The organism is Paraburkholderia steynii, assembly GCF_900100565.1.
Classification (GTDB): Bacteria; Pseudomonadota; Gammaproteobacteria; order Burkholderiales; family Burkholderiaceae; genus Paraburkholderia; species Paraburkholderia terrae.
The window spans coordinates 498,937-511,522 of record NZ_FNDI01000002.1 but is presented as its reverse complement, the minus strand read 5'-3'; the positions used below and the strand labels follow the sequence as shown (position 1 = coordinate 511,522).

General features: G+C 61.2%; 11 protein-coding genes. 5 read left to right on the top strand and 6 right to left on the bottom strand.

The annotated features are described in order from the left end of the window. Window positions 1-162 precede the first annotated feature (162 nt). Window positions 163-1,077: a transcriptional regulator GcvA gene (gene gcvA / locus BLT65_RS06175; RefSeq protein WP_244186429.1), complete on the top strand. Its 915-nt coding sequence runs from the start codon at window positions 163-165 to the stop codon at window positions 1,075-1,077. 816 nt (window positions 1,078-1,893) lie between these two features. Here gcvA and kdgD read toward each other — a convergent pair. The 5 genes from kdgD to garL form a co-directional block, all read right to left on the bottom strand. Next, window positions 1,894-2,811 carry a 5-dehydro-4-deoxyglucarate dehydratase gene (gene kdgD, locus BLT65_RS06170; protein ID WP_091775968.1) on the bottom strand — a complete coding sequence of 306 codons (918 nt, stop codon included), beginning with the start codon at window positions 2,809-2,811 and terminating at the stop codon, window positions 1,894-1,896. Window positions 2,812-2,902: 91 nt separating this feature from the next. Then, a complete protein-coding gene (gudD, locus tag BLT65_RS06165; protein WP_091775965.1) occupies window positions 2,903-4,243 on the bottom strand; it encodes a glucarate dehydratase in 1,341 nt (446 codons plus the stop codon). Window positions 4,244-4,339: 96 nt separating this feature from the next. Continuing rightward, complete coding sequence (locus tag BLT65_RS06160) at window positions 4,340-5,401, bottom strand: lactonase family protein (RefSeq protein WP_091775962.1); 1,062 nt, start codon at window positions 5,399-5,401, stop codon at window positions 4,340-4,342. Beyond that, a complete protein-coding gene (locus BLT65_RS06155) occupies window positions 5,398-6,291 on the bottom strand; it encodes a 2-hydroxy-3-oxopropionate reductase (RefSeq protein WP_007576827.1) in 894 nt (297 codons plus the stop codon). The genes BLT65_RS06160 and BLT65_RS06155 overlap by 4 nt, the downstream gene beginning before the upstream one ends. Before the next feature lie 60 nt (window positions 6,292-6,351). Continuing rightward, the gene (gene garL, locus BLT65_RS06150; protein ID WP_091775959.1) at window positions 6,352-7,155 is read right to left on the bottom strand and encodes a 2-dehydro-3-deoxyglucarate aldolase; all 804 of its coding nucleotides are present in this window, start codon (window positions 7,153-7,155) and stop codon (window positions 6,352-6,354) included. 229 nt (window positions 7,156-7,384) lie between these two features. Here garL and BLT65_RS06145 point away from each other — a divergent pair, with 229 nt between their 5' ends. Then, a complete protein-coding gene (locus BLT65_RS06145) occupies window positions 7,385-8,965 on the top strand; it encodes an aldehyde dehydrogenase (NADP(+)) (protein WP_091775956.1) in 1,581 nt (526 codons plus the stop codon). A gap of 79 nt (window positions 8,966-9,044) precedes the next feature. Here the strand turns inward: BLT65_RS06145 and BLT65_RS06140 are convergent, their stop codons facing one another. Continuing rightward, entirely contained in the window at window positions 9,045-9,806 is a 762-nt protein-coding gene (locus BLT65_RS06140; RefSeq protein WP_042311818.1) for a FadR/GntR family transcriptional regulator, read from the bottom strand. Window positions 9,807-10,368: 562 nt separating this feature from the next. On the opposite strand from BLT65_RS06140, the gene BLT65_RS06135 reads away from it, so the two are divergent. The 3 genes from BLT65_RS06135 (at window position 10,369) to BLT65_RS06130 (ending at window position 12,584) form a co-directional block, all read left to right on the top strand. After that, entirely contained in the window at window positions 10,369-11,520 is a 1,152-nt protein-coding gene (locus BLT65_RS06135; protein WP_042311731.1) for a porin, read from the top strand. Then, window positions 11,495-11,701 (top strand): hypothetical protein, encoded by a 207-nt coding sequence (locus BLT65_RS46350; protein ID WP_143036485.1) that lies wholly within the window; start codon window positions 11,495-11,497, stop codon window positions 11,699-11,701. Before BLT65_RS06135 ends, BLT65_RS46350 begins: the two co-directional genes overlap by 26 nt. Before the next feature lie 64 nt (window positions 11,702-11,765). Continuing rightward, the gene (locus tag BLT65_RS06130; protein ID WP_042311733.1) at window positions 11,766-12,584 is read left to right on the top strand and encodes a flagellin domain-containing protein; all 819 of its coding nucleotides are present in this window, start codon (window positions 11,766-11,768) and stop codon (window positions 12,582-12,584) included. The last annotated feature ends 2 nt before the right edge of the window (window positions 12,585-12,586 follow it).

Genomic DNA, 12,586 nt, shown 5'->3' with positions numbered 1-12,586 from the left:
TTGCGGCGTCAGGCTCGATGAAGGCCGGGCGCTCGGTGATTCATGACGGGATGCTTCATGCAGCTCGCAGATCCGGGTAATCCCTTGTTTGGTGTGTGCTGCGAGTAAGACAAGCGTATCGACTTGAAAGCATTGGCTCAAACGAATTAAAGTGGCTTATCGGTGAATTCATTTCATGTGGATATTGCTATGCACAACCGGGCCACACTCAAGTCGATACAGGCATTCGAGGCCGCTGCGCGGCTATCGTCGTTCGCGCTTGCAGCAGACGAACTGTTTGTGACGCCTTCCGCGATCAGCCATCAGATCAAGCTTCTGGAGGATCAGTTGGGCGTGCGGCTCTTTCATCGCGTGCATCGCGCGGTGATCCTGACTGACACGGGTCGGCAATATGCAGAGGAAATCGGCGCAGCGTTTGCGCGGATCGACAAGGCCACGCGGGACATTGGGCGTGTCGAGAAGAGCGACATTCTCACGGTGCATGCGACGCCTAGCATTGCGACGCAATGGCTGATGCCGAGGCTCGCGCGCTTCAGTGCGATGCATCCAGATATTGATGTGCGGCTCAATGCGTCGTCGGCGCCTGTCGATCTGATCAAGGAAGCGGTGGATATCGACATCCGGTATGGCGCGCGGCGATTGCAACCGGCGGGGACGATGGTGCTCGATTTGCCTTTGGAGACGATTGTGCCGTTGTGTGCGCCAAGGCTGGCGTTGGGCGAGCATCCGATTCGCGCTGTCGCGGATTTAAGGCATCACACGTTGATTCATAGTGAAGGGTGTCTCGTTGGATGGCGGGACTGGATGCGGTTGCATCGCAAAGTTGTGCTGGATATTACGCGGGGGCCAAGGTTTGATCGCTCTTTTATGGCGATTTCGGCGGCTGTTGACGGGCTGGGAGTGTGTCTTGAAAGTTTGTTGCTCGCGCAGAGGGAGTTGAAGGCCGGGGCCCTCGTTGCGCCTTTAGGTTTAGAAGGTTTGCGCGTGAATGGCTATACCATGAACTTGCTTAAGTCGCGGGCGGATTTGCCTAAGGTTAAGAGTTTTCAGGATTGGTTGTTCGGGGAATTGGGGTGAGGTTTTTTTTTGCCCTTGCGGCGTGGTTTTTGTTGGTTTTCTGGCTTTCGCGGTTTGGTTGTTCTGGCCTTTTCGTTCGCTGGCATCCGCGCTTTGTTAGCGTGCTTCACGCGTCGCCCCTGTGCGGGGCGGCACCTACTTTTCTTTGCCGCCGCAAAGAAAAGTAGGCAAAAGAAAGCGGCTAACACCGCCAGTTCTAGTTTTTTCCTGAGGGCCCCCAAAGGGTCTTACGCTTCACACGGCAGCATTTCTATTTGCGTGCGTTGCCAACGCTTTGAATGTGCGCCTCACCCGCTTCGAATACCCGTACTCAGGCCAGCGGCACCGAATGGTATATGCCGCCCAGGTGGCAAACTGTGTGTAGGTTGTCGCGTCGTATAGGGTAGCGCTCTTACAGGGTGGAACGCTTGCGCTATCGGTCCGAAGTGATGCGTGTGGAGCACAAGGGGCCGACACACAGTTTGCCACCTGGGCGGCCGTGGACTATCTGCCATGGCGTGCCGCAACGCGGGCGCGTGGAGCAGGTGAGGCGCTCTTTCAATGCGTTGGCAACGAGCATGGGTCACGTGGTTGCCGTGTGACGCGTAGGAACCTTTGGGGGCCCTCAGGCAAACACAAGAACTTGCGGTGTTAGCCGCTTTCTTTTGCCTACTTTTCTTTGCGGCGGCAAAGAAAAGTAGGTGCCGCCCCGCACAGGGGCGACGCGTGAAGCACGCTAACAAAACGCGGATGCCAGCGCAAGAACAGGCAAACCACCCGGCACCGCCAGCACCAAAAAAAGCGACAACCCCACCAGCGTCGCAGACAAAAAACCTCTTACTGCGCTCCAAGCTTCTTGATAAGCACATCGAGTTGCGCCAACTCGTCTTCGCTCAGATCGGTGAGGGGCGCCCGCACAGGCCCAGCGTCATGGCCTACAAGCTTGGCCCCAGCCTTAACAATACTCACAGCATACCCTTGCCGACGATTCCGAATCGCCAGATAAGGCAAAAAGAACTCATCGAGCAGCTTGCCGGTAGTGACATGATCATCCGCAGCAATCGCGCGATAGAACTCCATCGCCGTCTTAGGAATGAAATTGAACACAGCAGAAGAATAAACGGGCACGCCCAGTGCCTTATAAGCAGCAGCATAAACTTCAGCAGTCGGCAGACCACCAAGATAAGAGAACCGATCGCCCATGCGCCGGCGAATGGTCACCATGCTCTCGATATCACCCACACCATCCTTGAACCCGATCAGGTTCGGACACTTGTCCGCGAGCCTCTCCAACGAATCCGCCCCGAGCTTCGAATTCGCGCGGTTATATACGATCACGCCCATGTTCTTCACCGCCTTGCACACCTGCTCGACGTGCGCGGCAATGCCTTCCTGCGACGCTTCCGTCAGATAGTGCGGCATCAGCAGCACGCCCTGCGCGCCATTGCGCTCGGCTTCCTGCGCGTATTCGATCGCGACACGCGTCGGGCCGCCCGCGCCCGCGAGAATCGGTACCTTGCCCTTGCAGGTTTCCGTCGCGGTGCGGATCACATTCGAATATTCCGACTTCGTCAGCGAGAAGAATTCGCCCGTGCCACCCGCAGCAAAGAGTGCCGTCGCGCCATACGGTGCAAGCCATTCCAGGCGCGCGGCATACGTGTCGGGACGGAAGTCGCCGTTGCTGTCGAAGTCGGTGACGGGGAACGACAGAAGGCCTTCGGATACGATCGCTTTGAGTTCTTGTGGCGTGGTCATGTTTGAGTTCACTTGGGTGTGTCAGTCAGTGTTGAAGTATTGGCGGCCACGCTGGCCGCGTCATTCCGGAATGGTTCTAGGCGTCAGAAGATCAACGTACGAGGCAAGGGCGCTTGTTGTCGAACTTCCAGTTCGGAATCAGGTATTGCATCGCGACGCCATCGTCTCGCGCGCCGAGTCCGTGCTCCTGATACAGCGCGTGTGCCTTCTCGAGCGCGTCCATGTCGAGTTCGACGCCAAGGCCCGGCTTCGCCGGCACCTTCACCTTGCCGCCGACGATCTGCAGCGGATCGCGCGTCAGATACTGGCCGTCCTGCCAGATCCAGTGCGTGTCGATCGCGGTGATCTTGCCCGGCGCGGCCGCCGCGACATGCGTGAACATTGCAAGCGACACGTCGAAGTGATTGTTCGAATGCGAGCCCCACGTGAGGCCCCAGTCGTTGCACATCTGCGCGACGCGCACCGAGCCCTGCATCGTCCAGAAGTGCGGGTCGGCGAGCGGAATGTCGACCGATTGCAACTGGATGGCGTGGCCCATCTGGCGCCAGTCGGTGGCGATCATGTTGGTCGCCGTCGGCAGGCCCGTCGCGCGGCGGAATTCCGCCATCACTTCGCGGCCCGAGTAGCCGTTCTCCGCGCCGCACGGATCTTCCGCATACGCGAGGACGTCGTGCTGGTCGCGGCACAGGCGGATCGCTTCGGCCAGCGACCACGCGCCGTTCGGATCGAGCGTCACGCGTGCTTCTGGGAAGCGTTCGGCCAGTGCCGTCACCGCTTCGATCTCGGCGTCGCCCGCGAGCACGCCGCCCTTGAGCTTGAAGTCGTTGAAGCCATAACGCGCCTGCGCGGCTTCGGCAAGTCGCACGACGGTTTCCGGCGTCAGCGCTTTTTCCGTGCGCAGGCGTTCCCAGTCGTCGCGTCCTTCGGCGCCGCTCGCGTACGGCAGGTCCGTCCTGTTCCGATCGCCGATGTAGAACAGATAGCCGAGCATTTCGACTTCGTCGCGTTGCTGGCCTTCGCCGAGCAGCGCCGCGACAGGCACGCCCAGGTGCTGGCCGAGCAGGTCGAGAAAGGCGGCTTCGAGCGCCGTCACGGCGTGGATCGTCGTGCGCAAATCGAAGGTCTGCAAGCCGCGGCCACCCGCGTCGCGATCCGCGAACTGTTTGCGCACCTTGTTGAGCACAGCCTGCAGATTGCCGATCGACTGACCGACCACGAACGGACGCGCATCGTCGATCGTCTTGCGGATGTTCTCACCGCCGGGCACTTCGCCGACACCGGTGTTGCCCGCGCTGTCGCGCAGAATCACGATGTTGCGCGTGAAGAACGGGCCATGTGCGCCGCTCAGGTTCATCAGCATGCTGTCGCGGCCAGCGACGGGGACGACGCGCAATTCGGTGACGGTTGGGGCGCCTTGGGTAATCGTAGACATGAGAGTCGGTCCTGGGGTTGGGTCCCAAAAGTGGCCTGTGATGGGCCTGTGAAATTCAATGAAAGAGGTTCGCGCTGCCGTGTCCGGCGTGAAGCGCTACGTCTGCGCGACGATCTCCACCCAGTTCGCGCCGCGTCCGCCTTCGCAGCGCGACACGGCAGAAAGGGCGCCCGAGTCGGCGTCGATCGCATACACAACGACCTGCGTGGACTTCTCGCCGCAAGCGACGAGAAAGCGGCCCGACGGGTCGATCCTGAAGCCGCGCGGTTGCGCTTCCGTGTCGGTGTAACCCGCGTATTCGAGCGAGCCTTCGCGGGTCGCGCGGTAGGCGATCAGACGGCTCGACGTGCGCTCGGCGACGTAGACGAAGCGGCCATCGGGTGTCACCTGCAAATCGGCGGCCCAGACGAGCGTTGCGGCTGTGGCCGCATCGATTTCCGCAGTGCGCGGGCAGCCATCGTTCAGATGCGCGAGCGACGGTGCGCGCGCCGATACGCTGCGGGCCGACAGCGCACCTGTTTCGCCATCGCGCGAGAACACGGCGACCGTCGCGCGAAATTCACTCGACACATACAGCGTTCTTTCATCGGGCGACAGGCGCAGATGACGCGGGCCGAAGCCCGCTTCCACGGGTACCTTCTGCACGAGTTCGAGCGTTGCGTCGTTTGCGTCATGGACGATGGCAAAACAGAACACCATGTCGGAGCCAAGCGACGTCGCGTACGCGAAGCGGCCATCCGCCGACGCGATCACCGCGTGTGCATGCACGAAGCCTTCGACCACCTGGCGCGGCCTGATTTCAGCACCGTCCAATGAGCTTGCGCGATACAGGCTCACGGAAGACTCGCCGTACGACGCGCCGAGCAGCCAGTCGTCCGACGGGGTCAGCGACAGATACGCGAGACTCGATTCAATGGACGCGGTTCGCAGATGCACAAGCGCGCCCGTGTGCGAATCGACCGAATACGTGACGATGCTCCGCTGCGCGCCGCGCGTGGCGGCGTGCAGTACGCGGCCATCGGCGGAGAGGGCGAGGGGCATCACGGTGTCGCCAGCCGGATGGCGCGCGATGCGTTCAATGCCGCCCGTCGAACCATCGACGCGGAAGACGGCGAGATCGCCATCCACCGCATTCGAGACGATTGCGAAAAACGTCATTTCGGCTGCTGTCCGATTTCGTGGTCGGCCAGATATTCAAGCGCGCGAACCATGCCCGAGTGGTCCCATGCCTTGCCGCCGTGCGCCGCGCAGGCGTTGAACAGCGCCTGGCAGGTCGACGTGGCCGGCAGCGAAACGCCGAGCGCTTGTGCTGTGGATAGCGCGAGGTTCAAGTCTTTCTGATGCAGCTCGATCCGGAAGCCCGGGTCGAACGTGCGCTTCGTCATGCGCTCGCCATGCACTTCGAGAATGCGCGACGAGGCGAAACCGCCCATCAATGCCTTGCGCACTTTCTCTGCATCGACGCCGGCCTTCGACGCGAGCAGCAGCGCTTCGCCCACGGCCTCGATCGTCGCGGCGACGATCACCTGGTTGGCGACCTTGCAGATCTGGCCCGCGCCCACTTCGCCGATCAGCGACACGTTCTTGCCCAACATGTCGAACATCGGCTTGACCTTGTCGAACGTGGCTTGCGCGCCGCCTACCATGATGGTCAGCGACGCGGCCTTCGCGCCGACTTCGCCACCCGACACGGGCGCATCGAGATAGTCCGCGCCTTTCTCGCGCACACGGGCCGCGAAGTCGCGCGTGGCGATGGGCGAGATCGAGCTCATGTCGACCACGATCTGCCCCTGGCGCAGCTTGCTCGCGACGCCGTTCTCGCCGAACAGCACGCGTTCGACGTCGGGCGTGTCCGGCACCATGATGAAGATCACGTCCGCTTTCGCGGCGACATCCGCAGGGCTCGCGGATGCCGTCACGCCCGCCTGCGTCAGTTCGTCGGGCACGCCGCTGCGCGTGAAGGCGGTGAGCTCGATGCCGTTCTTGCGAAGATTGGCCGCCATGGGCTTGCCCATGATGCCGAGTCCGATGAAGCCTGCTGTTTGCATTCGCTACTCCCGATAGTGTGATGTGAGGTGACGTCCGTGCGTTCAGGCCGCTAAGGCCAATCAGCCCGGCATGAAGTGCTGGCGGACATTGAGCGCGCCGCTGCGCAACAGGCCCATGTCGGCGCAGACGGAGACCAGTGTGGCGCCCATGCCGAGATAGCGCTCGGCGTCCTGCTGCACGTGCGCGAGGATGCCGGACGGCTTGCCCGCTGCCTTCGCGCGTTCGAAGACATGCGCGATGGCCTGTTGAACGTCCGGGTGACCGGCGTTGCCCAGATGACCATATGCAGCGGCGAGGTCGGAAGGACCGATGAAGACGCCGTCGACGCCTTCCACCGCGAGAATCTCGTCGATCGCAGCGACGGCCGCGCGGCTCTCGATCTGCACGATGACGCAGATGTTGTCGTTGACCACTTGCAGGTAGTCGGTCACCGCGCCGTACCGATTACCGCGCTGACCCACCGACACGCCGCGAATGCCGTGCGGCGGGTAGCGGGTCGCGGCGACGGCGCGGCGCGCGTCGTCGGCGCTGTCGACGAACGGGATCAGGAAATTGAAGAAGCCCGCGTCGAGCATGCGCTTGATGATGACGTTGTCGTTGGACGGCGGACGCACGATGGGTGCGGAGCGGCTGTCTTTCAGCGCCATCAGCTGCGGTATCAGCGTGAGTTCGTCATTGGGCGCGTGCTCGGCGTCGAGCAGGATCCAGTCGAAACCCACTGTGCCGAGCAGTTCAGTCGTAATCGGGCTGGCCAGTGATGCCCAGCAGCCGATCAGGCGCTCGCCGTTTTTGACGGCGGCGCGAAAGCTATTCGGCAATGCTTGATAGGGTTGATACGGTTGATGCGGTGACGACAAAGCCATCTCTTTCTCCTGGGGTGGGCGCTGCCTGCCCGGCGAAGTGCGTCTTGCGAAATATGGTATGTCATAGGACGTCCGAACACAAGATACGTTGTCAGTTGACTGCGAGAAAGGATGGTAAACCCTGAAAGCTTATGGCAAGCGCCGCGCCGCTTGAAGCGCGCATTGCGTCATCGTCGAAGTATGTTGTACGATGACCGATGTTAAACCAGCCAAATGGAGAAGAGACATCGTGCAATTGACGGGTGACATGCTGATCGGGCAGCAGGCAGTTCATGGCGCAGACAGGGCGCTGCGCGCATTCAATCCATCGACGGGCAAGGAGATCGACACGCCCGTGTTCGGCAGCGGCACGGTTGAGGACGTCTCGCACGCCTGCGAACTGGCCGCCGCTTTCGACACCTACCGGCATCTTCCGCTTTCACAGCGGGCCGAGTTTCTGGAGCGGATCGCGGATGGCATCACGGCGCTCGGCGATGCATTGATCGAACGCGCGCACGCCGAATCCGGGTTGCCGAAGGCGCGGCTGGAAGGCGAGCGTACACGTACCACGGGGCAGTTGAAGCTGTTCGCCAATGAAGTGCGCGCGGGGCAATGGCTCACAGCGACGCTCGATTCGCCGTTGCCCGAGCGCAAGCCGTTGCCGCGCTCGGATCTGCGCATGCAGAAGATTCCCGTTGGGCCGGTGGCCGTGTTCGGCGCGAGCAACTTTCCGCTCGCGTTTTCGGTGGCGGGCGGCGACACGGCGGCGGCGCTGGCCGCCGGATGCCCGGTCGTGGTCAAGGCGCATCGTGCTCACCTCGGTACGTCGGAGATGGTCGGGCGCGTCATTCAGCGCGTGGCGGCCGAAATGAACTTGCCCGAAGGCGTGTTCTCGATGATCGTCGGCGCGGGCAGCACGGTCGGCGAGGCGCTCGTCGCGCATCCCGCCATCAAGGCGGTCGGCTTCACGGGCTCGCGCGCGGGCGGCACGTCGCTGATGAAGGTCGCGGCGAATCGTCCCGAGCCCATTCCCGTCTACGCGGAAATGAGCAGCATCAACCCTGTGTTCCTGCTGCCCGTTGCTGTCACGGCTCGCGGCGAGGCGATCGCGCGTGGCTTTGTCGATTCGCTCGCGCTCGGCGCGGGGCAGTTCTGCACGAATCCGGGATTGGTGATCGGGATCGACGGTCCCGAACTGCGCGAGTTCACGCAAGCCGCGGCGCAGGCGCTCAATTTGAAGCCTGCGCAGACGATGCTCACGTCGGGAATTCATGCCGCGTATCAGGAGGGCGAGGCGAGGCTCGCTGCAATTGAAGGTGTGGAGCCCGTTGCGCATGGTCTCGACGCGACGGGGCCGACGCAGGCGTGCGCGGCGCTGTTCGTCACCGATGCAGCCGTCTTTCTGAAAAAGCCCGAACTGGAAGACGAGGTGTTCGGTCCCGCATCGACCATCGTGCGGTGCAAGGACGAGCAGGAACTTCTCGCCGTCGCGGAGCACTTCGCGGGACAACTGACGGCGACGATTGCAATGGATCGCGACGACGTGCAACTCGCGAAGAAACTGGTGCCGATCCTGGAGCGCAAGGCGGGGCGTTTGCTCGTCAACGGTTTCCCGACGGGCGTCGAAGTGTGTCACGCGATGGTGCATGGCGGGCCGTTCCCGGCAACGGCGGACAGCCGCGTGACGTCCGTCGGTTCGACGTCGATCGACCGCTTTCTGCGTCCTGTGTGCTATCAGGATTTTCCGGTTGAACTGCTGCCGCAGGCGCTGGCCGACGACAATCCGCTCGGACTCTGGCGTCGTCGCGACGGGCAGATCGTCAACGCGTGATCGTCTGACGCGATTGGCGTTGTAATGAAAAAGCGGCCATGTATTCATGGCCGCTTTTTCGTTTGATCGTTGTAGTGCTTTACAGCGCGCGTGTCGCCGCCGCTTCTTCCGCCTGTGCGCTTGCGCGGCGCAGACGCTCACGGCTGCTCGACAGATGCATGCGCATTGCCGCGCGCGCACCGTCAGGATCTTTGCGTGCAATCGCATCGAGAATATTTTCATGCTCGAGATTCACGCGCGCCATATAGGCGTTGGGATCGCTTTGCGCGAGCCCCGCCGAATCCACGCGATGCCGCGGAATCAGCGCCGTGCCCAACTGCGTGAGAATGTCGACGAAATAGCGGTTGCCCGTCGCGGTCGCAATTGAAATGTGAAAGCGCAGATCGGCGGCCGTGCTGTCACCGCCGACGCGGCTCGTTTCTTCGATGGCATCGAGCGCCGCGCGAATCTTCGCGATATCGCGTTCGCTTGCGCGCTGCGCGGCGAGCCCCGCGCATTCCGTCTCGAGGCTGATGCGCAATTCCAGTACCGACAGCACGTCGTTCAACGTGGTGGCGGGTACCATGTCCAGACCGAGTGGCTCGCGGCGCGGTTCCAGTACGAAACTGCCGATCCCGTGACGCGTTTCGATCACGCGATTGGCCTGCAGACGCGAAATGGCTTCGCGCACGACGGTGCGGCTGACGCCGAGCAAGGACATCAGCGTTGTTTCGGTCGGCAGTTGATCGCCCGGCTTTAGCGCGTGCGAACTAACCTGCTCGTTGACATAGGCGACGACCTGATCAGCAAGGCTCCCGCGTGCCCGCCGTGGGGTCGAACCTGGTGCTGCAGACGCGGCCATGTAACGCTCCTGGGGATTTTCGAGATTTATCTGCATTATACGTTGTCCTACAACGAAAGGCCGGGTTTGGCTTGCGACTCGTGGCGGCTGCGAAGCGCCTGTGTGCTTGCGTAGAGCGAATTGACGAGATCAGTCTGACCGGCTTGTCGGACATCGCAACGCGACCGCGAATGCTACGGACGACATCGCGTACACGTCCCTCACGCTGCAGCAGCCAAAACGTCGTTTCGTGTGCGGTCAACATCACGCGTCAGCAATATCGATCTGCTTATCCGCAGCAAGAAAGAAAGATTAGGAAACGCGTCATTGATGCTCACGCGTTGACTTCAAAAATCGCGTCACCTAGATTGGCGCCTGTCTGGAAATCGCTTCATATTCTCTCCTTCCACGCAGATGAATAATGATTCCGGGCTTCGGCTATGTGTATTCACATAGCCTTTTTTGCTTTATAAAAGGCAGGAAAGCTAATCAGTTGCATATAACCAACAAGTAATTTATCGAATTTTAAGCACCTGTATTCTCGCGATCGCAATACATTTTTAAACGAGTGATAGAGGAACAGATGAAAAGAACTGCAATTGCGGCTGTTGCACTCACGTTGAGCTCGATGACGATCGCGGCTCATGCACAGAACAGCGTCACGCTCTACGGGCTTATCGATGCAGGTATCGGCTACGTTCACAACGCCGACTCGAACAGCAACCTGACGGGCATGATCAACGGCAACCTCAGCGGCGACCGTTGGGGCCTGAAGGGCAGTGAAGATCTTGGCGGCGGCCTGAAGACGATCTTCGCGCTGGAAAGCGGCTTCGATGTCGGCACGGGCAAGATGGGTCAGGGTTCGCGCCTGTTCGGCCGCCAGGCTTACGTGGGCTTCCAGGGCGACAAGTGGGGCACCGTCACGCTGGGCCGTCAGTACGACCCGATCACGGATACGGTTCAGGGCGTCACCGCCGACAACTACTTCGGCTCCACGTTCGCGACGCCGGGCGACGTCGACAACAACGACAACAGCGCGCGCGTGTCGAACGCCGTCAAGTATGTGTCGCCGAACTACGCGGGCTTCCAGTTCGAAGGCCTGTATGCATTCAGCGGCGTGGCTGGCCAGACGGGACAAGGCTACACGTATAGCGGCGCGGCGACGTACTCGGTCGGCAACCTGTCGCTGGCGGCAGGCTATCTGCGCGCAACAAACAACTCCGCAACGGGCGGGCGCACGAGCTGGTCGAGCAGCACGACGGACTCGATCTTCGACAGCCACATCAACGACGGTTACGTGAGCGCGAAATCGGTCAGCATCGCTCAACTGGGCGGCCAGTATGTACTCGGCTCGGTGACGCTGGGCGCGTCGTACAGCAACACGCAACTGAAGGCCGATGCAAGCTCGAGCTTCTCGACGACCGAGAAGTACAACAGCGGCAAGGCATTCGTCGCGTACCAGGCAACGCCCGCTTTGATCGCCGGCGTGGGCTATGCGTACACGGCGGCATCGGGCGATACGTCGGCGCATTATCACCAGGTCAGCCTGGGCGCGGACTACAACCTGTCCAAGCGCACCGACCTCTACGCCGTCGCAGCGTATCAGCATGCCAACGGGACGCAGCGTCTGTCCGATGGCACGACGCAGGCAGCGCAGGCATCGATCGGCTCGTACGGCTACAACGGCACGAGCACGCAAGAGATCGCGATTGTGGGTATTCGCCACAAGTTCTGATGTATTGCTTTTGACGGTCAGCAAAACCCGTATGCGCAATTCGCGCATGCGGGTTTTTTTATGTCTTTTAAAAATATCCGGTAAGAAAGTTGAAGTAAGCGTAAATGGCATGAATGAAAGGTTTTTCGCTCTTAATTTTGCCGTTATCGAACCGTTAGAAAAGAAGCAACGCCGCGAATGAATGCATTTACAGGCTGGCGATGCAAAAGGTCTTTAATGGCAGTTATTGAGGAACGAGGAAGCGAATGCTGAACATCAACACCAACATCATGTCGCTGACGGCGCAGAACAACCTGTCGGGCTCGCAAAGCGCGCTCTCGCACGCGATCAACCGTCTGTCGTCGGGCAAGCGCGTAAATACCGCCGCCGACGACGCGGCCGGTCTCGCGATTTCGACGACGCAAACGGCGTCGATCAATGCACTGACGCAAGGGGCTGCGAATGCGAACAACGGCATTTCGATGGTGCAGACGACGAACGGCGCGCTGCAATCGATCGTCAGTAACCTGCAGCGTATTCGCCAGCTCGCAGTGGAGGCGGGTGACGGCTCGCTCGACTCGAACGCGCTGGCGAACCTGCAGTCGGAAGTGTCGACCCGCTTGACAGAAATCACGCGCGTCGCGCAACAGACCACGTTCAACGGCCAGTCCGTTCTGAGCGGCATCGGTACGATCGACTTCCAGATCGGTGCATTCGACAACCAGCAGATCACGGCCGACTTCGGCTCGCAGAAATGGGATGCAGGCAGCCTCGGCGTCAGCGGCCTGTCGGTTTCGAACGCATCGGGCGCTCAGGCCGCGATGAGCACGATCGATAGCGTTCTCACGAGCGTCAACACCTTCCAGGCAACGCTCGGCGCGACGCAGAACACGTTCCAGGCTGCCATCTCGACGACGAACACGCAAGCAACGAACATGAGCTCCGCGCGTTCGCAAATCACCGACGCGGACTTCGCGACCGAAACGGCGAATCTGTCGAAGGCACAGGTGTTGCAGCAGGCGGGCATCTCGGTGCTGGCGCAGGCCAACTCGATGCCGCAGACCGTGCTGAAGCTGCTCGAGTAACG

What these genes read in the sequence shown, in the direction of transcription:
- BLT65_RS06160 (WP_091775962.1), bottom strand. Translation starts at nt 5,401, where the DNA reads ATGACGTTTTTCGCAATCGTCTCGAATGCGGTGGATGGCGATCTCGCC.
- BLT65_RS06155 (WP_007576827.1), bottom strand. Translation starts at nt 6,291, where the DNA reads ATGCAAACAGCAGGCTTCATCGGACTCGGCATCATGGGCAAGCCCATG.
- BLT65_RS06140 (WP_042311818.1), bottom strand. Translation starts at nt 9,806, where the DNA reads ATGGCCGCGTCTGCAGCACCAGGTTCGACCCCACGGCGGGCACGCGGG.
- garL (WP_091775959.1), bottom strand. Translation starts at nt 7,155, where the DNA reads ATGGCTTTGTCGTCACCGCATCAACCGTATCAACCCTATCAAGCATTG.
- BLT65_RS06135 (WP_042311731.1), top strand. Translation starts at nt 10,369, where the DNA reads ATGAAAAGAACTGCAATTGCGGCTGTTGCACTCACGTTGAGCTCGATG.
- BLT65_RS06130 (WP_042311733.1), top strand. Translation starts at nt 11,766, where the DNA reads ATGCTGAACATCAACACCAACATCATGTCGCTGACGGCGCAGAACAAC.
- kdgD (WP_091775968.1), bottom strand. Translation starts at nt 2,811, where the DNA reads ATGACCACGCCACAAGAACTCAAAGCGATCGTATCCGAAGGCCTTCTG.
- gudD (WP_091775965.1), bottom strand. Translation starts at nt 4,243, where the DNA reads ATGTCTACGATTACCCAAGGCGCCCCAACCGTCACCGAATTGCGCGTC.